Here is a 21,468-nt window from a genome sequence, read left to right as displayed (position 1 = left end):
AAATAAGGGGGGAACATTGGAAAAGCACCTTTACAAATGAAAAAAGATTGAGCTATAATATGAATCAAATCTTTCCAATTACTCATTTAATTTTAAAAAAAGCTAGGAGTGTGAATCAATGGCAATGATCGAATTTAAGAACGTAGAGAAATATTACGGAAAGTTCCATGCATTAAAAAACATCAACCTTGAATTTGAAAAAGGTGAGGTCGTTGTTGTTATCGGACCTTCAGGATCTGGTAAAAGTACAATGCTCCGTACGATTAATGGTCTAGAAACCATTTCAGGTGGTCAATTATTGGTCAATGGCAAGAACTTGTTTGACAAAGATGTCAAAATGACAGAAATTAGAAAAAACATCGGCATGGTGTTTCAACATTTCAATTTGTATCCAAATAAAACCGTGTTAGAAAACATTACGTTGGCACCGATCAAAGTATTAAAACAAAATGAGCAAGAAGCCATCAATTTGGCGGAAAAGCTTCTTGATCGGGTAGGGATGTTAGATAAAAAAGATTCCTATCCTTCCATGTTATCTGGCGGACAACAGCAGCGGGTCGCTATTGCCAGAGGGCTTGCGATGAAACCAGAAATGCTGCTTTTTGATGAGCCAACATCAGCATTGGATCCAGAAATGATTGGTGATGTCTTGGATGTCATGAAAAAAATTGCCAGTGAAGGCATGTCCATGATCGTTGTTACCCATGAAATGAGCTTTGCCCGTGAAGTAGCAGATCGAATCGTCTTTATGGCGGAAGGACAAGTCCTAGAGGATCGGCGCGATGTCGATGGATTCTTTGATGCACCAAGAGACGAACGTGCAAAACAATTCTTGAGCAAAGTCAGCAATCATTAAGCAATAGGAGGAACCCTTATGAGAAAGAAAATATTTTCCTTTCTAGTCTTAGCCTTTGCCCTTGTGACTTTCTCAGGTTGTAAAGGACAAAGTGCCGCAGAGATCGATATTTTAGAAAACAGCAAAGAGACGAATCAGATCGTTTGGGGCGTAAAAAACGATACCCGTCTTTTTGGATTAATGGATATCGCGACCAGAGAAGTACGAGGATTCGATATTGATATCGCTCGTGCAATCACTGAGAAAATTTTAGGTCGTGATGGCAATGCCATCTTTGTTGAAGTTACCTCAAAAACCCGGATTCCTCTTTTGAAAAACGGCAACATCGATGCAATCATCGCCACGATGACTATCACGGAAGAACGTAAAAAACAGGTCGATTTTTCCGATGTCTACTTTGATGCAGGACAATCTTTATTAGTCGCAAAAGATAGTCCAATCCAAGGGATCGAAGATTTGACCGCAGACACCACTGTATTGGTCGTGAAGGGCTCTACTTCAGCTGTCAACATCCGTGAAGCAGCACCAGAAGCGCAAATTTTGGAACTTGAGAATTATGCGGAAGCCTTTACCGCTTTACAATCTGGTCAAGGGGATGCTATGACCACGGATAATGCGATCTTATTAGGGATGGCGAGTGAAAATCCCAATTACCATTTAGTTGGCGAAACTTTTACAGAAGAACCTTATGGTATTGCCATCAATAAAGGACAAAAGCCGTTTCTTGATGCAGTGAATCAAGCCTTGCGGGAAATGCGTGAAGATGGAACCTATGATGAGATTTACAACAAGTGGTTCCCTGAAGACGAATCAGGAAAAGTAGAGTAGGAGGAAACTGAATGGTTGAATTATTTCAAACGTATACCGGTCAGTTTATTGAAGGCTTTAAATACACAGTCATGGCGAGTTTGATCGCACTGTTTTTTAGTCTTTTGATCGGAACCTTAATGGCAATTTTTCAGTTGTCAGACAATCGCCTCATCAAAGGGATTGCCAAAGCGTATGTTGAGTTTTTTAGAAATATTCCCTTATTGATCATCGTGATGTTCTTTTATGTCGTTGTGCCAATGTATTGGGTTTCTTTTGACGGCTTTCAAGCAGGAACGATCGGCTTAACGATCTATACATCGGCATTTATCGCTGAGACGATCCGTTCAGGGATTCAAACGGTCCCTAAAGGCCAGATGGAAGCTTCCTTGTCTTCTGGTTTTACTTACAGCCAAGCGATGCGCTACATTATTTTGCCTCAAGCATTTAAAATCGTCGTACCGCCGTTAGGCAATCAATTTATCAATCTTGTCAAAAATTCATCAATTTTGGCGATGGTCGCAGGATTAGATATTATGTATCAAGGCGATTTGATCGCAAGTGAGACCTTCAATACATTTGATACGTATATCATTGTTGGTCTTTTCTATTTGATCATTACCCTACCATTGTCTTATTTGATGGTTTACTTGGAACGGCGTTGGGCTGTCCGCTCATAGAAAGGAGCTAACGAACTATGGACTTTTTTGAAGCTTTTTCAGCGATTAACATTCGCTTCTTGATCGATGGCTTGCGGGTAACAGTTGAAGTGTCGATCCTATCGATTTTATTTAGCTTTATTATCGGAGGGATCGCCGGCATTTTGCGCTTCAGCTCGATCCCAGTCTTTTCTAAAGTATTAGGTGTCGTGATCGATGTTATTCGTAACTTGCCTTTGCTCTTGATCATCTTTTTCACTTACTTTGCATTGCCGCAGATCGGTATCCGCTTTAATATTTTTTGGTCAGCGGTTGTGGCGTTGACGATTTTTGAATCAGCGATGCTCTCTGAAATCTTTCGTGCTGGTTTGAATTCTGTGCCAAAAGGGCAGATGGAAGCTGGTTTGTCTACAGGGCTAAGCTATGTCGAAGTATTGCGGAGCATCGTCGTGCCGCAGGCATTTAAAGCGATGCTGCCAGCGATCGTCAGTCAGTTGATCTCTTTGATCAAAGATACGTCATTAGCCGTGATTATTTCTTTACCAGAGCTGACTCATCATGCTCGAATCATTTATGGCCAAAATACAAACTATGTTTTGCCTATGTTTTTGGCAATGACTGTTTTATACTTTTTGGTTTGTTATGCCTTGTCATTGCTTTCTGGCTTTTTGGAAAAACGTCAGTACGATTACTAAAAAGAATAATCGTCAAAAAAATCCCCACGATCGGTCTATTACCCATGCAAGTGCAACTTGTGGGGTGTAAGCCAATCGTAGGGGCTTTTTTCTTTTTGACCGTTTCGTGCTTTTTGGGAAAGCTTTTTTAGCAAGCGAAAGGAATACTTGAAAAATAGTCAAAAAAAGTCCAAAATGAATAAGAGAGAAAAATGCACCAAACTCTTTCTTTCATGTAAAGGATGGAAACTATGACAAACAACAGACCAATTGGTTTTATCGATTCTGGTGTTGGTGGGTTGACGGTCGTCAAAGAAGCAATCAAGCAATTACCCAACGAATCGATTCTTTATCTGGGAGATACAGCCAGATGCCCGTATGGTCCGAGACCTGCTGAGCAAGTCATCGAGTATACGTGGCAAATGACCCGTTTTTTATTAGAAAAAAATATTAAAATGTTGGTGATCGCTTGTAATACAGCGACAGCGGTCGCCCTTGAAGAAATCAAAGAACAACTAGCGATCCCAGTGATCGGCGTGATCCTGCCTGGCAGTCGAGCAGCAGTCAAAGCAAGCAAAAACCAACGAATCGGTGTCATCGGGACAAACGGAACGATCAAAAGTGACTCTTACAAGCGCGCGCTTCATGGCAAAGCGCCCCATGCGTCCGTCGTCAGTTTGGCTTGCCCGAAGTTTGTGCCGATCGTAGAAAGCAAACAATACCATAGCTCGGTCGCCAAGAAAATCGTGGCAGAAACGTTGCGTCCATTGAAAAACAAACGGCTAGATACAGTGATTTTGGGTTGTACCCATTATCCTTTATTGCGTCCTTTGATCCAAAATGAATTGGGCGCTCATATCCAGCTGATTGATTCAGGGGCAGAAACGGTGGGGGAAGTCAGTACCTTGTTGGACTATTTTTCCATTGCTGCAACGAGTCAGGACGATCCGCATCCGCAACATGCATTTTTTACTACTGGTTCACCGAAAATGTTTGATGAGATTGCCAATGATTGGCTTGATTTAGACACGATCTCATCGATTCACACTGATTTAGGAGGCTTTTAAATGCGACATGATGGCAGAAAAGAAACAATGTTAAGACCAGTTAAAATTCAAACCAACGTCTACAAACACCCCGAAGGATCGGTTGTGATCTCTTTTGGTGACACAACCGTGATCTGTTCGGCAACGATTGAAGATCGGGTCCCTCCGTTTTTACGAGATACGGGAAAAGGCTGGGTCACAGCCGAATACAGTATGCTCCCACGAGCGACCAACACTCGGAATCGTCGAGAAAGTGCCAAAGGCAAGCTTTCTGGTCGGACGATGGAGATCCAACGGCTGATCGCTCGTTCCTTGCGCGCAGTAGTCGATTTAGAAAAATTAGGGGAGCGCAGTATCGTGGTCGATTGTGATGTCGTTCAAGCAGATGGCGGTACCCGAACAGCTAGTATTACCGGCGCATTTGTCGCGTTGCGTTTAGCTATCGATACCTTGTTGCGTGACAAAGCGTTGACGGAAGATCCAATCAAGGAGCATTTAGCAGCAATTAGTGTCGGGATCTTACCAGATGGCACCTGTGTGACCGATCTCGATTATCAAGAAGATTCTTCAGCTGCTGTTGACATGAATTTGGTGATGACGGAATCTGGTCGATTTGTCGAATTGCAAGGAACTGGGGAAGAAGCGACCTTTGATGGTCAGCAGTTGAATGAGATGCTGATCTACGGAAAAACAGCTATCGAAGAATTGATCGCCTATCAAAAAGAGGCACTGTTTTTACCAGATGAACCCCCTTATGAGATTCCCGAAAAAACGATCGTCATTGCTACAGGCAATCCAGGAAAAGCCAAGGAATTTAAAGCCGTATTTGGCGCAGCAGGTTACGATGTCCGTACCTTAAAAGACTATCCTTCCTTGCCAGATGTTGAAGAAACCGGCACCACCTTTGAAGAAAATGCCCGCCTTAAAGCCGAAACCATCGCCAGAATTTTGGGAAGACCGGTGTTAGCTGATGACTCAGGACTGAAAGTCGATGCACTAGGGGGACGACCAGGGGTGTACTCTGCTCGATTTGCTGGTGAGCAAAAAAGTGACGCTGCCAATAATGCAAAATTGCTCTATGAATTGACGGATGTCGAAGATGACAAACGCAGTGCCCAATTTCACTGTACGTTAGTTTTCGCAGCGCCAGGAAAAGAGAGTTTGGTGGTTGAAGCTCAATGGCCGGGGAGAATCGGCCGCATCCCTCGCGGAGAAAATGGGTTCGGCTACGATCCATTGTTTATTCCTGATGGTTCAGAGCAAAGCGCAGCCCAAATGAGTCAAGAAGAAAAGAACCGAGTGAGCCACCGTGGTCTAGCAATCAAAAAACTGCAGGAACAGTGGCAGGAGTGGTTAGAAGGAGAAAATGTATGAAATACTTAGTTGTCAGTGACAATCATTCAGATCGTGAGATTCTTGTTGATCTTAAAAATGAATTCGAAAATCAAGTCGATTTGTTCCTTCATTGTGGGGATTCAGAACTTCCTGAAACGGATCCTTTATGGGAAACATTCCAAGTCGTTTGTGGCAATTGCGATTACGGTGGTGGTTTTCCGAATGAGCGTATCGTTAAAACGCCGCTGGATACCATCTATATGACCCATGGCCATTTGGCGGATGTTCGTTTTGGCGTAACCAAATTAGGCTTAAAAGCGCAACAAGCAGATGCCTCGATCGCTTTGTTTGGTCATACGCATCAAATTGCTTGTGAGAAAGTCGGGAATCGACTTTTCTTGAATCCCGGCAGTATTTCCCAACCGCGAGGGCAAATTCAAATCAAAAGTTTTGCGATTATTGAAAGTACGCCAGAACAATGGGCAATCCAATACTATGATCGTTCCTTTCATAAAGTCCCAGAGCTAGCTTTCGTTTTTACACGTTAAGTAAGCGGAATCAAAAAGTAAAAATTTCATTATAATTTTGCAGGTTTCTACTTTCTATTCTCATTTTCAAGTAAAATAGAAGAGTAGCTGTGAAATGGAGGCAATTAGATTGATAGGACAGACCGTAGAAAAAATATTACTCGAGAATCAAGAAAATTTCTTGGTGCCGGCAGAGAATGTGGCATCGGTATTTTATAACCACCCTTTGAGTCACGCATTGCTTGTTTTATCAAAAGTGGGCTATTCAAAGATCCCAGTACTAGATAGTGAGGACCATTTAGTCGGCTTAATCAGCCTCTCAAACATCGTAGAACGAATGATGGATCTCACTGGCTTCAGTATGGAAAATATTGAAGGGCTGACTGTGGCAGATGTCATGGAAGTCAATGTGAATTGCATCAAAGAAAACGATGAGTTGGAAAGTATGCTGCATCTGTTAGTGGATCAAGCATTCTTGCCGATCGTTGATGATGACAATGTCTTTGTTGGGATTATCACCCGCAAAGAGATTTTAAAATCCGTCAATCATTTGGCGCATGAAATCGAAAGACGCTATTTGCTGATTTCGAAAGAAGATGCCCCAAAGATGACAGATGAACTGCATGTGGTATAGAAAAAAGGTTATCCCAGTTTCGGGATAACCTTTTTTAAATACCGACGATCGGCGCATTGGGGATCGTATAGCCTTTGGCAGTTAAAGCATCGATCGATGCGGCCAAAAATTCCTCTTTGATTTTCCATTGCGTACCGTTGGTCACATACATGGTCGTGCGAATTGCAAAGTTGTTGTTTCCTAGATCCACCAGACCGAAGACCGTAGGGGCCGTTTGAATCTCTTCTTCGTGCTGCTGAGCAATCTGTTCATTGACTTCTTCAATGATGGCACGTATTTCATCTAAGCCTTCAGATGGTAAGATACGTACGTCTACCACGACTTGCATATTGGCTCTGGATGTATTACTGATGGTTGTGATGTTACGATTTGGGATATAATGAACGGTTCCATCAACGGATTTTAATTGAACAGTCCGAATACCGACGGCCGTCACTGTACCTTCAAGCGTCAGATTGGTCAAGCGGACGTAATCACCAACGTTGATTTGTTGTTCGGTAATAATAAAGAAGCCAGTAATCAAGTCATTCATAAAGCCTTGGGCACCGAGACCGAGGGCGACACCGACGACTCCGGCACCGGCTAGTAGCGAGCCTACAGGTACGCCGATGGTTGAAAGGAGTGCATAGACAAAAAAGAAGCCTAATGTGTAATGAACCGTATTGCGGATCAGGGTATGGATCGTGTTGATTCGACTCACATTGAAGGTGGCTTTTTTTTCATAGGACCGATAGATCCGGTCAATGATCATGTTGCTTATTTTTAATAAAATTCCGAATAAGATACACAAAAAAAGCAGCATCAGTGCTTTTTGGATCAGTAGGCCAATGATCGATTCCCAGTCGATCGATGCCCACCATTTTTGTAATGCATTGAGCTGAGCAGCTGCTGGTTCGGTAATGCTGGAACCACTTGAATCGGTCGTGCTAGCTGCAAGTAGCAGTTGTTTCATAAAATCCCTCCAAGTCTTACTGCATCTATTTTAACGAAGATAAAATAGAAATGCAAAGGAGGTTTTCTGAAATACCTGTTTTTTTCAGAAAAAGCCTGCTTAGCCAACGGGTAGGCAAATAGCAGACTTTTCTATGACAATTATTGTTTAAGATAAATGAACGCCTTTATCAACGAAAATCACTTCGCCGATAATCCCGCTTGATAATGGACTGATCAAGAAGGCACAAGTATTGCCCACTTCTTCAATCGTCACACCAATATGATCAGGTGTTCGATCTTCTGACAATTGGATCAGTTTTTGATAGTCTTTTACACCAGTTACTGCCAGCGTCTTGATGGCACCAGCTGAAATCGCATTGACGCGGATTTTTTGCGGTGAAAGTTCGGCAGCTAAATAGCGAACGCTTGATTCTAAAGCGGCTTTTGCAATCCCCATCATATTGTAGTTCGGTACTGCCCGTTCGGCACCTAAGTAGGAAAGGGTAACGATTCCAGCATTTTCAGCTAAGATTGGTTTGGCATATTTGGTGACGGCAATCAATGAATAACTGCTGATGTCTTGCGCCAAAGCATAACCGTCACGAGAAATATTCAAAATATCGCCAGATAGATCTTCTTTATTGGCATAAGCAACGGCATGGACAACACCGTGGATCTCACCTGCATATTCTTTGATCGTTTCAAAGGCGGAAGCAATGCTTTCGTCATTGGCGACGTCACATTCCACTACAAATTCATCAGATTCCAATAAGCGCTCTAAAGGCTTTTTCATGCGGTCGTTTTGATACGTGTAGATCACTTCGGCTCCTTGTGCTTTTAATGCTTGTGCACAGCCCCAAGCGATACTGCGTTTGTTAGCAACGCCCATGACGACAACTTTTTTACCGGTTAAAAAACTCATAATTCCACTCCTTAATAAATTCAACAATAATAAAATACGTATAATGACAAATAGTAAATCAAACTATCTTGATTTCTAATTATTAAGCATAATTGTTTGATTGTCAAACTATTTTTTTCTTAATAAATATTTAGTTGCGAATTTCGCTGAACTATGATACTTTGATAATCAAACTATAATAAATTCTTAAGCAAGGAAGGGAAACCATGAAAAAACTATTGACTGAAACAGAAGTCATGGATTTGATTCCAAATCGCTACCCAATTATATATATTGATTACGTCGATGAAATCGAGTCTGGCAAAAAGATTATCGCAACGAAAAATGTCACCATCAACGAAGACTTTTTCCAAGGACATTTCCCAGGAAATCCAGTAATGCCAGGTGCCTTGATTTTAGAAACATTGGCACAAGCAGGATCGATCCTGATCTTGAAATCCGAGGAATTCCAAGGTAGAACGGCGTATATCGGCGGCATCAACAAAGCCAAATTCCGTCAAAAAGTTGTTCCGGGAGATACCATGAAACTTGTTTTCGAGATCACTAAAATCAAAGGCTCTGTAGGAACTGCTGATGCGATCGCTACAGTGGACGGCAAAAAAGCTGCGGAATGCGAATTCACCTTTATCGTTGGCGACCAAAAGTAAAAAGGGATTTAATTTATCTGTTTATCGAAAGCCAAGAATACTTATAAAATAGTATTCTTGGCTATTTGGTGATTGTAACAACGATAAATGCTACAGAAAACGGTGATTGTTTTGGTGATTGGTAGGAGTTAGTGAACTGAAGCGTTTTGTTTAGATATTAGATATGTTTCGAGCTTATCTACAGCTCGTTCTTTTATTTCTGGGGTTATATGAGCGTATATGCGTGTAGTTTTGGCGTCTGTGTGTCCTAGAAGCTCTCCTATATCATCAAGGCTAACACCAGCTTCTCTGAGCCTCACAGCATAGGTATGTCGACCGTCGTGTACTTTTATTTTAGGGAGATCTTGTGATTCAATTATTCTGTTCATAGCTGGATTTATCGCTTGCCCACGGAATGGCGTACCGATTTCATTGTTATAAGCGGTTTTGAGAAATATAAACTGATTTTCACCGGTATACGGCAAGTGACCAAAGATTCCTATCACATAATTTCGATAGGAGAGGAGAGCTTGCTTCATTCTATTAGTCATAGGAAGATCACGTATACTTGAAATAGTTTTGGGATCATCCACGACGTAGGTCCATTTCTTTTTGTTTTCGGCTGCAAAAACTCGGGTACGTTGTATATGCATAATGTTTTTGTTAAAGTCGATATCTTTCCATTCCAAGCCTAACGTTTCGCCTTTTCTTAATCCTTGATCGAATATAGTTAGAAAAATGGGATACCAAGCAGGGTCTTTCTGATTCCGTGCTTCTTCCAAAAATACTTCTGTTTCCTGGTAGGTGAAATAATGTAGGGTATCATCTTGTCTCTTTTTGGGAAAAGAAATTCCTCTTGCAGGATTTCTTCTCAAAATTCCCAATGCTACAGCTGTGTTGAAAGCACTTGAAACTAAGTCATGAACTTTTTTAGCAGAACCTAGAGCTAAACCCTTTTTCTGTTTTCCTATGTTTTTATCAGACAAAAGAGAATTAATAAATTTTTGATGCTCCCTTGTACTGTAATCGCATAGCATGTAATTCCCGATATGCGGAATGATATAAATGTCGATAGTTTGTTTATAATTGATCTGAGCACCTAACTTTAGGTCAGGTTTATATACTTCTAACCATTCATTTAGATATTCTTTGATCTTTACTCTTTGGGGATTAACGTGGAGGTGGTCTTCGTTAGCAAATTCTCCCTCTGTTGCCTTCTTCCATTTTTTAGCCTCTGCATAAGTAGAAAATCCTTTTTTATGTTTTTTGGATTGTTTTCCTGTGCCCTTATTGGTTCCGTTGAATGCATATGCTTCGTACTTTAGTTTTCCATTTTTGAGATAGTAGGGATAAATTCCATCACCTGTTGAATTTTTCTTCTTCTCCATTAAATCATTCCTTCCTTATTTATTATCTGGAACGACATAAGTAACATTTTGAGGGGATGACCAAATTTTGTAGCCAAATTTTTAATTAGCTCTTGATCAACTAACTCGGAATTGAGTATGCCCTCAAGTAATGTCCCAGTTATTTTCTTTTTGAATTTTTTATCAGATACAGAGTAATAGAAGGAGGGGTTGCATCGGCTTTATCAATTTGCTGGACAAATAAATACCTGTTATTGATCAGGAAATCTTTAATTGTGCCTTAAGGAGAAATCTTAATAAGGGTTCTCAACAGTTGATTCTTTTTGTGATCTGTTATGTCTTGTATGTTCATTAGCAGTATCCCTTTCTTCGAATGTATGTTTGGTGTTGTTTGAAAAGAAAAGCCCGAAGGCTAATCTTATCTATTAAGTTTCTTTTTCTTGGACAAGATATATGCGCCAGTAACAAAAATACCTAGACCGATTACAGAAAAAGTTGCTGAATGTTGAGAACCTGTAGCAGGAAACTTAGATTGTTTTGAACTATTTCTAGTCTGCCTGTTTGTGTCTCTATTGTTCGATCCATTATTTGATCCGTCACCTGATTTGTTATTATCATCTTTCTTAGGATCATCATTTGGATTACCATCAGAGTCATCATCATTTTTGCTGTCATCAGGTTTGTTTGTATCATCTGGATTTGTTTCGGTTTGACCGGTGACTAATATCTCTCCATCAACTTGTATGAATCGTCCGTTTTCTTCTCCAAAATCATAACTTACTTCAACAGTATACTTTCCAGGTAGACTTCGATTGATTGAAGAAACTAATCCATGTTCGCTATCAGGAGTTAATCCTTTAGAAATTGCATCTTTTTCAGTATAGACTGCAATGTCATCAACTTTGCTTGTTTTTAACAGTTCGTCTAGATCAAAATGATAATTTTTACTATCCTTAGGAACGTAAACCATATTGGATTTGATGCTGAACTTTAAATCTTTTTTATCCCCATCAAACTCAACAAGTTCGTGTAATTCCTTCATGGAAATTGTTGAGTTAGGTTTTACAGAGAAATTGTTCCGTTGGTTAATAAATTTTAGATTTGGTAGTTTTTCAGGTTCAACTACTATTGGAGGCCCAGGTTCTGGTTCAGGATCAATTATCATAGGAGGGTCCGGTTCAACTGGTGGCTCAGGTTCCGGTTCTGTAGGTGGATCAATCGGAGGTTCAGGAGTCCAACGACTTTCAACTTGGATGTAAGACTCAGCGGAACCGTATTGATTGGATGCAATTACTCGGTAATATGTTCCTCCACCATGAGTTAAGTTAATCTGATTAATAAAAGGTGTACTTCCTTCTGCAGCTACATATCCTAGTCGAATAGCGTATTCCTCATCGAAACTTACTAGGTTGTCAAAGTTTGTTTTTTCAAGAACTCTATTTAAATCGTGATAATAAAAAGTTTCTTCACCTTGAATAATGTAAACGATAGTAGATTCTATAGTAATATCTAGCTCATTTTTATCACTAGCGTAGTCTACATAATCAAGAATATCACTTTTTGTTAAAATACCATCATTTTCTTGCCATACTCGAATCCAGCTCTCACTGAATTCAGGAATTGGCTGGTAAACCTCTTCGCTTCCTACCTGATCATCAAGAAACATTATTTCAGATGCACTGACAAAAGCTGGTGGGGGAAGCATAAGCATTGCTGAGAAAAATAGCGCTGCAATCTTTTTCATTTTGTTAAAATCCTCCTATTTACAAGTCTTTCATTAAACGTACTAAAATTGTGAAATATCTTCAAAAAACTTCCTTTGTTTTCTCCTTTCTGCTAAAATCGTATTTGTAAGGTTAAAAAAATTTCCTCCATGAAGTGTACAGCTTCTGTGGGGGATTTTTGCGTTTGTCAATAGTAGTTTTTACTCACAGCCATTAGTGACTGCAGGTGTGTTATGCCGTTATTACCATATACTTCATCTTTATACGGCATTAAATAGTTAAAGAATGCTACTTTCGGATTTAAACCAACGTCATAAACTAGAAAATTATTTATTCTGTTATGTAAGGCTTTACGACTAATACAGTGTTTAACTAAAATTCGATCAAATGACAAACCTTCATCTAGGTACTCAACCAATTTTTCATTGTTTAGATAAAGAATCGATGCAATTACGTTTGCCTCATCTTCAAAGGGGAGTATCTCATCTGGATAAAAACCGTCTACATCCACAGAGGCAAAGATTTGCATATAGTCTCTATCTGAGCAATGAAAGTATATATGAACTAGTTCATGTAAAAGTGTAAAAATCATCCGTTGTTTGCTATTATACTTGCGAATAAATAATTTAAATTGTGAGCCCGAAGCACTAGAGACAGTAAAGCCTGATACTCTCTTACTAAAGGCTTGGGATACTACAATTACTTCAGGATGGATGAAATCGTGTTTAGGATTAATAGTGCAGGGCTTATTATCAAAATAAACCACTTCAATATCAAACTTGTTACTAAAATAATCTATGATTTTCAAATAAGTAATTTCAGAAATGGGCATTTGTGCCCAATCCGAAATACTATTAAGTAAATCATACGCCTTTGCAGAATATAATTGGTAATCCGGTTGCTCAATTTCTCTATATTCGTAAGTTTCCTGATTGTACATAGGCAGCAGTCCTTACTTCTTTTTTTTATCTCGTTCAAATAGATCTCTTGCGACTGACATCAGCTTATCTAATGATTCATTAAATTCCTTTTTTTCCTCTGAATCCATATCTGCAGTATTTTTACGGAACATCACAATCAATTCATCCTCTTCAGGAGCTAATTCGACTTTGTGTGATGTATCACCACCGAGTAAGTAATCAGTTGTAACTCCAAGATAGTCAGCAACTCTTTTTAATTTGTCAGCAGAAGGCACACTTGTTTTCCAGCCGTAAAGTGAATTTATGCTTAAGTTTGTTCGCTCTGCCAATGTTTGCAAAGTAATTCCTCTTCTTTTACATAGCTCTTTTATTCTGTCAAATAACTCCATATAAAAGCACACTCCCAATATACTTCGAGTTATTTTTACGAAATATAACCAAAGTAAATTGACAAATTAAGTATATTCCGTTATAGTTATCTCGTAAGCAAGAATATTTACAAAATAAGTTACCAAACAACGCACATTATAATCCGCTCCCCAGCAAGTATTAATGTATTGTAAGGTTTATTTCGTATACCCTATTTTTACAAAATTTGACTAATTTGTCAATAAGATTTGTAAATAATCTTGCCAAAAACTATAAGTGAGGTGAAGCAAGTGATGAAAACTAACGGAAGAGTAGGGGATGAAGTAATGACATTGAAAAAAGATGTTGATGTTTTTCTTGCATTGAAAAGCAAGCCACGATCGTGGTTAGCAAATAAGCTAGAAATAAACGAAGGGTATCTTTCTCGTATCTTAAACGGTCGGGACGAACCAAAGCATCAAATTGAAAGAATCAAAGAGTTCATTGAAAAAAATTGATAATTCGGGAGGAGGAGAGAATTTGGGTGTACAAGTGTCCAAGGCAAAACCTATCCAGATGCTGAAAGCTCAGCCAGAGCCGAAAAGAAACAAGAATAAAATTGAATGGAAAAAAGCTAAATTTGTTGCTGAATACTTTGGTGTTAGCTTGGCAACTGTTTCTAGATGGACAAATCGTCTAGATGATCCTTTGCCGAGTAGACGTTTATCTGGTGTGCTGCAATATGATTTTGAAAAGATCAAGGAATGGGAAGAAAGAAATTCTAATTGATCAGATTAGGAGGATATGATGTCCTACACACCTAAACAAGAAATATTAATTCGTGAATTGGCATCAGAAAAAAATTCAAGATCTTCAACACCTGCTTCATGATAAAAAGGGATCTTTAAGCGATCGACAACGTGAAGCTAGTAACCGAGATTTGAGGGAATTCCAAGAATTGCTTTACCAAAATCGACTTAATGTCTACACGGAAAAGAGGTGAACAATTTGAAAACTCAACAAGTCTTCAATTTTGAAAACAATAGTATTCGGACGATTTTAGTTAACGATGAACTGTATTTTGTTGGAAAAGATGTTGCTGAAATTTTAGGCTATAAAAATGTTAGTAGAGACATTAATCGTCACGTTGACGAGGAAGATCGCCAAAACTACCAAAACGGTACCTTTGAATCTCCAAGAGGACTGACGATTATCAATGAATCAGGATTGTACTCCCTTATTTTAGGAAGTAAGTTACCAAAGGCTAAAAAATTTAAACGTTGGGTCACAAGTGAAGTGCTTCCGTCTATTAGAAAAACTGGAGGCTACACAAACATTCCTCGGACGTTTCAAGAGGCACTAAGATTAGCAGCAGATACAGAAGAAGAGCGCGCACGGATGGAGCAACAAATAAAACTAGATGCACCATACACTATTTTCGGAAAAACAGTATCGAATTCAGACGGAGCAATATCGATTGGTGAATTTTGCAAAATTGTTTACGAGAAGCACGGAATTAGTATTGGAAGAAACAAAATGTTCTCTTGGCTTCGAAAAAAAGGATATTTGATCTCATATGGTCGAGAGAAAAATAATCCGAAACAAAAATACATCGAACAAGGTTTATTTGTTAGTAATCCAGTAATTGTCGCAAGAACACAAGGGAACATACAGGAAGCGACAACATTAATCACGGGAAAGGGCCAGGTATATTTTTTAGAAAAATTACAGGAGGATTCAGAATGAGAAAATCAACGAAAGACACAATCGGTGTTTGGCTGTTATTACTAATTGTTGTCACTGTCAGCGCTATCCACGCAGCTCTTGGAGTTGCATTGATCACGGCTTGGGCTACTATCGATCTTGCTTGGTATGCAGGAGTTGCGGAAGGGAAAAAGCGGTCTTCGAATCAACTTAAATCCAAGGAGGGCAGCTAAGGATGACTAATACAGATGTGCGTCATTTCGATTGGGTTGGCGCAAATCAATGGTGGGAAGAACACAAGGAGCTGATTCGGTCCCGTCAGAATATCAACCGAATGAAACGATCTATTCAGTTGTATCTGAAGGAGGATAAAACATATGCAGTTTGAAGAAAAATGTTACACATTTTCTTGTAAATTTTGTAGCAGAACAGTTTATCTGAACGCAACTGAGCTAGAAAAATGTAAACCTTGGAAGGGTCCATACTGTTCGAAATGTGGGCGAAAACTCAAAAGAAAGTAGGGAGAAAGTGATGGCAACAACTAGAAAAAGACTGACAGAATACGGGTTTGAGGAGGTTAAAAAGACCCAAAGTTACCGATTACTGCAATTGGTAATCAGTAAAGAAGGTGATCGTTTCCGAACGGTCCTGCATTGGTACTCTGATACACCGAAAAAGGTCTACATCAATATGTTCAAGATGTCTGGTGCCGAAACATTGACCGAGAAGGATGTGCGAGACAATTGGAACGGACTGCATTGTGGCGTATTGGAAAACTGGACGAAATTTCAGGATGCGTTTCCTGATATCGTAAGTGCAATTTAAGGAGGAGATAATATGCCGAACAATACGCTAAACGATTTGAACAATTTTCTTTTTGGTCAACTGGAAAGATTGGATAACCCAGAAATGACACAAGAAGAATTAGAAGCAGAAATCAAGCGATCAGAGGCTATGACAGACGTTGCTGAACAAGTGATCAAAAATGCCAATACGGTTCTTGCAGCAGAAAAAATGTACTCAGGAAAAGACGGTTGGGTCGATCCAAAACGAAGACCAAAAATGATTGAAGGATGATAAGCATGCCTAAATATTTGTATACCCAAGAAATGATCGATTATCTGAAAGAGATCACTCCTGGGCGATTGAATGACGAAGTCACCGCGATGTTTAATCAAAAATTCGACATGGCTCTAACAGAAAGCAAAATGAAGAGTCTCCGAAGTAATTATAAGATACGAAGTGGGATCACTCATTCTGAAAGAAGACGAAGAGCAAATCAATCACGAAAACTCTTTTCTACCGAGCAAGAAGCTTTTATTAGAAAAAATGCAAAAGGGAAAACGAACAAAGAGTTGACGGAATTGATCAACCGCACATTCGATCTTCAGTTAACGATTGCACAAATCAAAGGATGGAAGGCAAATCATGCGGTGGGGAGTGGCTTGACTGGTTATTTTTCAAAAGGCCATGTACCTATAAACAAAGGAACCAAAGGGATGTTCAATGTTGGTGGAAATAAGACATCGTTCAAGAAAGGACAACCTGCTCGAAATCATAAGCCAGTCGGCACCGAACGTGTCGATCGTGATGGCTATGTGATAGTAAAAGTGCAAGACGATGGCCCATGGCATAAACGCTGGCGCCCCAAGCATAAAGTGGAATGGGAAAAAGTGCATGGGAAAATCCCTCCGGGCTTTGTACTGATTTTTCTTGATGGCAACAAGCAAAACATTACCATGGAGAATTTGAAGTTAGTTACACAAGCTCAAAACTTACAGTTGAACCGAAAACAGTGGCGCTCTGAAATTCCAGAAGCGACGTTGGCAGGTGTGAATCTAACACAGATCCAAACCAAAGTAACAAAACACAAAAAAGGGCCTACACCAGTTCCCGCTAGTGTAAGCCAAAACAAAAAATAAAGAATTACTCAAGGAGATTATAGCATTATGAATGAAAAAATGAAAGATTTAGCGAGACAGCTACAAGATGAATGTCGTAAGGAAGGGGTGTCCTTACTTTGCACGATGCAAAAAAAAGGAAAAGCTAACGTCATTGCTCTTGGAAATATTGTGGACATAGGATTGTGTTTAGCGATGGAAGATCGGAATCTGGACAAACAACTCCCAGTTCCTGTAGCACTTTTACGGAAAACCGCATTAGAAGCTTTGAAAAGTACAGCGGTTCAACAAGATGAGGTCAACGGTCATACCTTTGTACTAAATGATCTGGCGGATCTTCCGGATGTTTTGAACCGGATTATGCGAGGTGAATTTGAATGAACGCCTTCGATTCTTTAGGAGCAAGACAGTTTCCGAAAGATGAACCGACACCAATTGCATTCGATTGGAAAGGTGATCCTCTTTTCGCAGGGGAAATGGTTTACTCGATTGATGATCAATATGTTCATGAAGACGATTTATTGCGCTATACCCAAGAAAAATTAGGAAAGCCGGTGCCTTTATGACTGCAGAAAAATTAACTATCCAGCAGAAATTGATCCAGATTCAATCAGAATTAAAAGTGCCGAAGAATAATTTTAGTGAATACGGTGGCTATAACTTCCGCAATGCAGAAGACATTTTGAAAGCCGTTAAAAAGCATAATTTAGAACATGGACTTTTGTTGACCTTAACAGACATTCCTCTATTTATTGAAGGTCGTTTTTATATCCGCGCTACCGCCACGCTCACCGATGGGCAAGAATCCATCTGCATTGATGCCTATGCCCGAGAAGCAGAATCGAAATCAAAAATGGACGACAGTCAACTCACTGGCTCTGCTTCCTCTTACGCCCGCAAATACGCCTTGCAAGGTCTTTACCTAGTGGATGATGGTATTGATCCAGATTCGTTAAACGAAGGGGAGGAAGAGCCTGAGAAGACAGAACAGGAAGTGTTCTTTGAGTATTTCAAGCACTATGCTAATGGCGTTGCAGAATTGACGAATAAGCCATATGAGGAAATCGAGGCAAATGTCTTGGGCGTTAATACATTCGCACGTCTAAAGGATGTGACGCCGGACATGTATGCACAGGTGATTGGAACCGTCAAAGCGATGGGTAAGAGAGCTGAGTTACAGCTAAAAGAGAGAGTGGCAGAGGAAACGAAGTCACCTAAGCCAGAAACAAAGAAATTTACCTGGGGGAAATAGCAGATGAATGAATTAATTAAACCTGACACGATAATTCATATCGATTACACACCGAGCACCATTTCAATCCAAAACGAAGCAGAACTAGCAAAACTAGTCGAAAATACGGTGAAGCATTATAAGAGCTTGACGTTTACTGAAGGAGATATTCAGGGGGCAAAAGATGCTCGAACGTCTCTCAACAACATCATCAAGCTTTTAGATGCAAAGCGAAAAGAAGTGAAAAAAGGCTACTCTGAACCTCTCGACGCTTTTGAAGACAAAATTAAAGAGTTTGTTAGTCAGATCGATCAAGCCAAAGAAGGAATCGCTCAAAGCCTTGAAAAATTTGAAACGCAGGAGCGAGAAGGTCGACAGGAGAAAGTACAGACAAAAGTCAATGAATTATGCAGTGTCGTGGGAGTCGATCCTGAAGAAATCGAAATTCTTGATCAGTGGACGAACAAAGGTGCTTTCACTTTAGCCAAAGGTGAATTGAAAGCAGCGATCGTTAAAGAAATCACTGAGAAGATCAACGAGATTGTTTCTGAGAAGCAGACGTTGGCTGCGAATAAACAAGTAATCGAAAATTACGCGGAAGCAATGGGATTGGATCCTGTTTCTTGGGTACGATGGATCGACCAAGGACATGAATTGCAGGAAGTGATTGATCAAATAAAGCAAGTAGTAGCAGAAAAACAACGACGCCTCGCGGCGGCGGCAAAGGTTATTCAGGAAGTGGAACAAAATGAGCCTGTTCGCTCAGTGAGACACGATGAAGAAACTGGTGAGATTCTTGAGAATTCAGTTGAAAAAAATGAAATAGTTAAAGATGGAAAAACTGTGACATTAAAACTTAGAGGAACCGATGATCAATTCTTTTTGTTAAATAAAAGCATTGTTGAGTTTGGGATTGAAGTCGTTAAAGTGAGCGAATAATGCTTGGAAAGGTTGTTTATCACGAAAATAAGCGCTTGATGCTTGAGTTTGAAGAAGAAATCAATCCGGAATTTTTGAAATTACTTGCTCGAGAAAAAGAGAACTTAGTGGAAGTCAAATTGATCGATAATGAGCCGAAGTCTGCCAAGCAGAATGCTTTGGCTCATGCGTTGATCAAGGATATTGCAAAGCATCAGGAATTGCCATTGCACAAGGCGAAGCAGATGATGAAAGATTTGTACAAAGAAGGGCATGGGATCGAATTTAGCCACGCTGAAGCGTCAATGACTGAAATGAACCGATGGATCGAATTCTTGATTGAACAAGTATTAAGCGAAGGGATTCCGCTTCCCAAACGTTATGACTATCTGCTCGAGTACGAAAAATTCTTTTACTTTTGCTGCAAGTACCGCAGGTGTTGTATATGTGGGAAGCCACATGCTCAAATTCATCATGTAAAAGCGGTAGGGAAGAGAAAACGAAATAAGGTCGATCACCGGCTGTTTCCTTTTTCGAGTCTATGCTGGGTGCATCACAATATCGCTCATACGATTGGAGAGATCCAGTTAATAACCGAGTTTTTGATTTCCCCAGTTTATTTAGACAGAGAAGCATTGATCAAGATTGGAATCATGTCTAACGCCCAAATTATCAGTTTTGATCAAAAATATGAAGATGAAGAATTATTCAGGAAAACATTTAAGGAGTGATAGTGTGACAAGCCACAGAGGATATTTTGCCATCATTCCAGCAAACGTTCGGTATGATCAGCGGTTAAAAGCTAATACGAAGCTACTTTATGGTGAAATAACAGCTTTATGTAACGAAAGAGGGTTCTGTTGGGCAACAAATGATTACTTTGCTGATCTGTATGGTGTCAGCAAGGAAACAGTCAGTAGGTGGATCAGTCAGTTAATAAAATTTGGTTATCTGAAGAGGGAAATAGTTTTTAAAGATGGTACAAAAGAGATTACTCATAGATACCTACGGATAAATCATCACCCTATTGACGAAAATGTCAATACGTACCCTCAAAAAGATCAAGAACCTATTGATCAAAACGTCAATCACCCTATTGACCAAAAAGTCAAAGATAATAGTACATCTATTAATAATACAATTAATAATACAAATGAATATATAAGAGATTTGCCGACTTCGAAAAAACCGAAGTCTCAGCCAACCCGTCATAAATACGGTGAGTATAAAAATGTTCTCCTGAGTGACGACCAAATGAAGAAACTCAAATCGGAATTTCCAAACGATTGGGACCAACGAATAGATCGAGTTTCTGAGTACTGTGAAGTCACAGGAAAGACGTACAAGAATTATTTAGCCACAATCAGAGCATGGGCGAAGAAGGACAAACAGCCGAACAATCAAGTTGTTCGGAAAGAACAAATATTTACGAGAAAAGAAACATTGCCAGAATGGGCAGCCGAACCAATTGATTATTCTAGGAATAAGCCGAAAGTGACTGATGAAGATCGGAGGAGATTCTTAAATGTCTCAGACAGAGAAGAGGGATTTTAGCAAGCCTGTCAAGCTTATTCATAATCTCTTGCCCAAAGAACAGCAAAATTTGATGGAGTTCCCATTGGATTCTATGATTGGGTACGTTGAGGAGACTGGTGATACTGAGGGTAAAGGTGCTGAAGCAAATTTTCGAACATTTATGTTGCTATACCGTCATTGGTTAATCTCAGAAAAAAAAGTACCAACGGATTTTTTTGGCAATAGTTTTGTTCAAGCGACCACAGATGAACTATGGGATGAGGCTCAGCGAGTATACAAGAAGTTAAAAGGGGAGAAAACAGATGGATAAAAAAAATCGTAAACGACGGCGTGAGAAACTCTATCGTTTAGTTGCTTTAGCCGAGCATCCTGATTTTGAAACTAATCCAAATATAAGAGCGGAGTGGAAACGTCTCAAGGGTGGCAACGATTATCCTTCACCCAATACGGCAAATGTTCAAGTAGAAGTGCTATTCCAGGGAGATGTTATTTTCACAGGTAATAGGGAAGAGGTCCGAAAAGAATTTGGAATGAGTCACTCGAATATGAGCAGGAAGTTGCGGGAGAATCGACCTGACCGAAAAAAGCGGTATTACCGGATAAAGGATTAATTCAAAAGGTGTCCCACCCTAACATAGGAGGTGTCCCACCTAGTGCCTACAAAGAAAAAACGCCCTAGATATGCGCTGGATGATCACACAATAGAGAAGCTTGAGTGGTTATGTAAGCAGCATCAGAAGCGTGCAGGAAAACAGAAAGTGTATCCAAAGGATACTTTGACCGAACTCATAAACAACGAT

The 21,468-nt window shown here is 39.8% G+C and carries 31 protein-coding genes; 25 read left to right on the top strand and 6 right to left on the bottom strand.

Translation table 11 applies throughout. The annotated features are described in order from the left end of the window. Positions 1-118: 118 nt before the first annotated feature. From IGI77_RS09485 to cbpB, 8 genes are all read left to right on the top strand, one after another. A complete protein-coding gene (locus tag IGI77_RS09485) occupies positions 119-856 on the top strand; it encodes an amino acid ABC transporter ATP-binding protein (protein WP_005226188.1) in 738 nt (245 codons plus the stop codon). 18 nt (positions 857-874) lie between these two features. After that, positions 875-1,684 (top strand): transporter substrate-binding domain-containing protein, encoded by an 810-nt coding sequence (locus IGI77_RS09480; protein ID WP_005226187.1) that lies wholly within the window; start codon positions 875-877, stop codon positions 1,682-1,684. A gap of 11 nt (positions 1,685-1,695) precedes the next feature. After that, positions 1,696-2,343 carry an amino acid ABC transporter permease gene (locus IGI77_RS09475; protein WP_005226186.1) on the top strand — a complete coding sequence of 216 codons (648 nt, stop codon included), beginning with the start codon at positions 1,696-1,698 and terminating at the stop codon, positions 2,341-2,343. Positions 2,344-2,360: 17 nt separating this feature from the next. After that, positions 2,361-3,017, top strand: a complete 657-nt coding sequence (locus tag IGI77_RS09470; protein ID WP_005226185.1) for an amino acid ABC transporter permease — start codon at positions 2,361-2,363, stop codon at positions 3,015-3,017. Between the two features lie 230 nt (positions 3,018-3,247). Then, complete coding sequence (racE, locus tag IGI77_RS09465; protein WP_015509769.1) at positions 3,248-4,063, top strand: glutamate racemase; 816 nt, start codon at positions 3,248-3,250, stop codon at positions 4,061-4,063. Next, positions 4,064-5,416 (top strand): ribonuclease PH, encoded by a 1,353-nt coding sequence (rph, locus tag IGI77_RS09460; RefSeq protein ID WP_005226183.1) that lies wholly within the window; start codon positions 4,064-4,066, stop codon positions 5,414-5,416. It abuts the gene before it with no gap. Next, entirely contained in the window at positions 5,413-5,925 is a 513-nt protein-coding gene (locus IGI77_RS09455; protein ID WP_005226182.1) for a metallophosphoesterase, read from the top strand. The genes rph and IGI77_RS09455 overlap by 4 nt, the downstream gene beginning before the upstream one ends. A gap of 109 nt (positions 5,926-6,034) precedes the next feature. Beyond that, entirely contained in the window at positions 6,035-6,538 is a 504-nt protein-coding gene (cbpB, locus tag IGI77_RS09450; RefSeq protein WP_005226181.1) for a cyclic-di-AMP-binding protein CbpB, read from the top strand. A 34-nt stretch (positions 6,539-6,572) separates the two neighbouring features. On the opposite strand, the gene IGI77_RS09445 is transcribed toward cbpB, so the two are convergent. Both IGI77_RS09445 and fabI read right to left on the bottom strand, forming a co-directional pair. Further along, entirely contained in the window at positions 6,573-7,490 is a 918-nt protein-coding gene (locus IGI77_RS09445; protein ID WP_015509767.1) for a mechanosensitive ion channel family protein, read from the bottom strand. Between the two features lie 147 nt (positions 7,491-7,637). After that, the gene (gene fabI, locus IGI77_RS09440) at positions 7,638-8,393 is read right to left on the bottom strand and encodes an enoyl-ACP reductase FabI (protein WP_005226179.1); all 756 of its coding nucleotides are present in this window, start codon (positions 8,391-8,393) and stop codon (positions 7,638-7,640) included. A 206-nt stretch (positions 8,394-8,599) separates the two neighbouring features. Here fabI and fabZ point away from each other — a divergent pair, with 206 nt between their 5' ends. Beyond that, a complete protein-coding gene (gene fabZ / locus IGI77_RS09435; RefSeq protein ID WP_074933723.1) occupies positions 8,600-9,040 on the top strand; it encodes a 3-hydroxyacyl-ACP dehydratase FabZ in 441 nt (146 codons plus the stop codon). Positions 9,041-9,168: 128 nt separating this feature from the next. Here the strand turns inward: fabZ and IGI77_RS09430 are convergent, their stop codons facing one another. The 4 genes from IGI77_RS09430 to IGI77_RS09415 form a co-directional block, all read right to left on the bottom strand. Next, entirely contained in the window at positions 9,169-10,407 is a 1,239-nt protein-coding gene (locus IGI77_RS09430; protein WP_016612131.1) for a tyrosine-type recombinase/integrase, read from the bottom strand. Positions 10,408-10,804: 397 nt separating this feature from the next. Further along, positions 10,805-12,130, bottom strand: coding sequence for an LPXTG cell wall anchor domain-containing protein (locus tag IGI77_RS09425; RefSeq protein WP_438755368.1), 1,326 nt, complete (start codon positions 12,128-12,130; stop codon positions 10,805-10,807). Positions 12,131-12,297: 167 nt separating this feature from the next. Next, on the bottom strand, positions 12,298-13,050 hold the full coding sequence (locus IGI77_RS09420) for an ImmA/IrrE family metallo-endopeptidase (protein ID WP_438769917.1): 753 nt from the start codon (positions 13,048-13,050) through the stop codon (positions 12,298-12,300). A 12-nt stretch (positions 13,051-13,062) separates the two neighbouring features. Beyond that, the gene (locus IGI77_RS09415; protein WP_016612134.1) at positions 13,063-13,419 is read right to left on the bottom strand and encodes a helix-turn-helix domain-containing protein; all 357 of its coding nucleotides are present in this window, start codon (positions 13,417-13,419) and stop codon (positions 13,063-13,065) included. Between the two features lie 273 nt (positions 13,420-13,692). On the opposite strand from IGI77_RS09415, the gene IGI77_RS09410 reads away from it, so the two are divergent. The 16 genes from IGI77_RS09410 (at position 13,693) to IGI77_RS09335 (ending at position 21,279) form a co-directional block, all read left to right on the top strand. After that, positions 13,693-13,896 carry an XRE family transcriptional regulator gene (locus tag IGI77_RS09410; protein ID WP_411415291.1) on the top strand — a complete coding sequence of 68 codons (204 nt, stop codon included), beginning with the start codon at positions 13,693-13,695 and terminating at the stop codon, positions 13,894-13,896. Between the two features lie 22 nt (positions 13,897-13,918). Continuing rightward, positions 13,919-14,167: a DNA-binding protein gene (locus IGI77_RS09405; RefSeq protein WP_269923627.1), complete on the top strand. Its 249-nt coding sequence runs from the start codon at positions 13,919-13,921 to the stop codon at positions 14,165-14,167. Positions 14,168-14,377: 210 nt separating this feature from the next. Further along, positions 14,378-15,124 carry a BRO family protein gene (locus tag IGI77_RS09400; protein ID WP_438755370.1) on the top strand — a complete coding sequence of 249 codons (747 nt, stop codon included), beginning with the start codon at positions 14,378-14,380 and terminating at the stop codon, positions 15,122-15,124. Continuing rightward, complete coding sequence (locus tag IGI77_RS09395) at positions 15,121-15,315, top strand: hypothetical protein (RefSeq protein WP_016612140.1); 195 nt, start codon at positions 15,121-15,123, stop codon at positions 15,313-15,315. Before IGI77_RS09400 ends, IGI77_RS09395 begins: the two co-directional genes overlap by 4 nt. Before the next feature lie 2 nt (positions 15,316-15,317). Beyond that, on the top strand, positions 15,318-15,470 hold the full coding sequence (locus IGI77_RS09390; protein WP_218193438.1) for a hypothetical protein: 153 nt from the start codon (positions 15,318-15,320) through the stop codon (positions 15,468-15,470). A gap of 143 nt (positions 15,471-15,613) precedes the next feature. Then, on the top strand, positions 15,614-15,907 hold the full coding sequence (locus IGI77_RS09385; RefSeq protein WP_438769915.1) for a hypothetical protein: 294 nt from the start codon (positions 15,614-15,616) through the stop codon (positions 15,905-15,907). 12 nt (positions 15,908-15,919) lie between these two features. Further along, on the top strand, positions 15,920-16,159 hold the full coding sequence (locus tag IGI77_RS09380; RefSeq protein WP_218193436.1) for a hypothetical protein: 240 nt from the start codon (positions 15,920-15,922) through the stop codon (positions 16,157-16,159). A 5-nt stretch (positions 16,160-16,164) separates the two neighbouring features. Next, the gene (locus tag IGI77_RS09375; RefSeq protein ID WP_411415294.1) at positions 16,165-17,004 is read left to right on the top strand and encodes an HNH endonuclease signature motif containing protein; all 840 of its coding nucleotides are present in this window, start codon (positions 16,165-16,167) and stop codon (positions 17,002-17,004) included. Positions 17,005-17,031: 27 nt separating this feature from the next. Next, positions 17,032-17,364, top strand: coding sequence for a hypothetical protein (locus IGI77_RS09370; RefSeq protein WP_438769914.1), 333 nt, complete (start codon positions 17,032-17,034; stop codon positions 17,362-17,364). After that, a complete protein-coding gene (locus IGI77_RS09365; RefSeq protein ID WP_269923636.1) occupies positions 17,361-17,549 on the top strand; it encodes a hypothetical protein in 189 nt (62 codons plus the stop codon). Before IGI77_RS09370 ends, IGI77_RS09365 begins: the two co-directional genes overlap by 4 nt. Next, positions 17,546-18,235, top strand: a complete 690-nt coding sequence (locus tag IGI77_RS09360; protein WP_411415296.1) for an ERF family protein — start codon at positions 17,546-17,548, stop codon at positions 18,233-18,235. Before IGI77_RS09365 ends, IGI77_RS09360 begins: the two co-directional genes overlap by 4 nt. A gap of 3 nt (positions 18,236-18,238) precedes the next feature. Continuing rightward, the gene (locus IGI77_RS09355; protein WP_438769913.1) at positions 18,239-19,153 is read left to right on the top strand and encodes a DUF1351 domain-containing protein; all 915 of its coding nucleotides are present in this window, start codon (positions 18,239-18,241) and stop codon (positions 19,151-19,153) included. Continuing rightward, positions 19,153-19,863, top strand: coding sequence for a putative HNHc nuclease (locus tag IGI77_RS09350; RefSeq protein ID WP_438769912.1), 711 nt, complete (start codon positions 19,153-19,155; stop codon positions 19,861-19,863). The genes IGI77_RS09355 and IGI77_RS09350 overlap by 1 nt, the downstream gene beginning before the upstream one ends. A 4-nt stretch (positions 19,864-19,867) precedes the next feature. After that, positions 19,868-20,686 carry a helix-turn-helix domain-containing protein gene (locus tag IGI77_RS09345; RefSeq protein ID WP_438769911.1) on the top strand — a complete coding sequence of 273 codons (819 nt, stop codon included), beginning with the start codon at positions 19,868-19,870 and terminating at the stop codon, positions 20,684-20,686. Further along, positions 20,658-20,978: a hypothetical protein gene (locus tag IGI77_RS09340; RefSeq protein ID WP_438769910.1), complete on the top strand. Its 321-nt coding sequence runs from the start codon at positions 20,658-20,660 to the stop codon at positions 20,976-20,978. The genes IGI77_RS09345 and IGI77_RS09340 overlap by 29 nt, the downstream gene beginning before the upstream one ends. Beyond that, a complete protein-coding gene (locus tag IGI77_RS09335; RefSeq protein WP_438755380.1) occupies positions 20,971-21,279 on the top strand; it encodes a hypothetical protein in 309 nt (102 codons plus the stop codon). Before IGI77_RS09340 ends, IGI77_RS09335 begins: the two co-directional genes overlap by 8 nt. Positions 21,280-21,468: the final 189 nt, after the last annotated feature.

This window comes from Enterococcus sp. DIV0213h (assembly GCF_051711285.1).
In the GTDB taxonomy this organism is placed as follows: Bacteria; Bacillota; Bacilli; order Lactobacillales; family Enterococcaceae; genus Enterococcus_D; species Enterococcus_D casseliflavus.
This window is presented reverse-complemented; position numbering and strand designations above follow the sequence as displayed.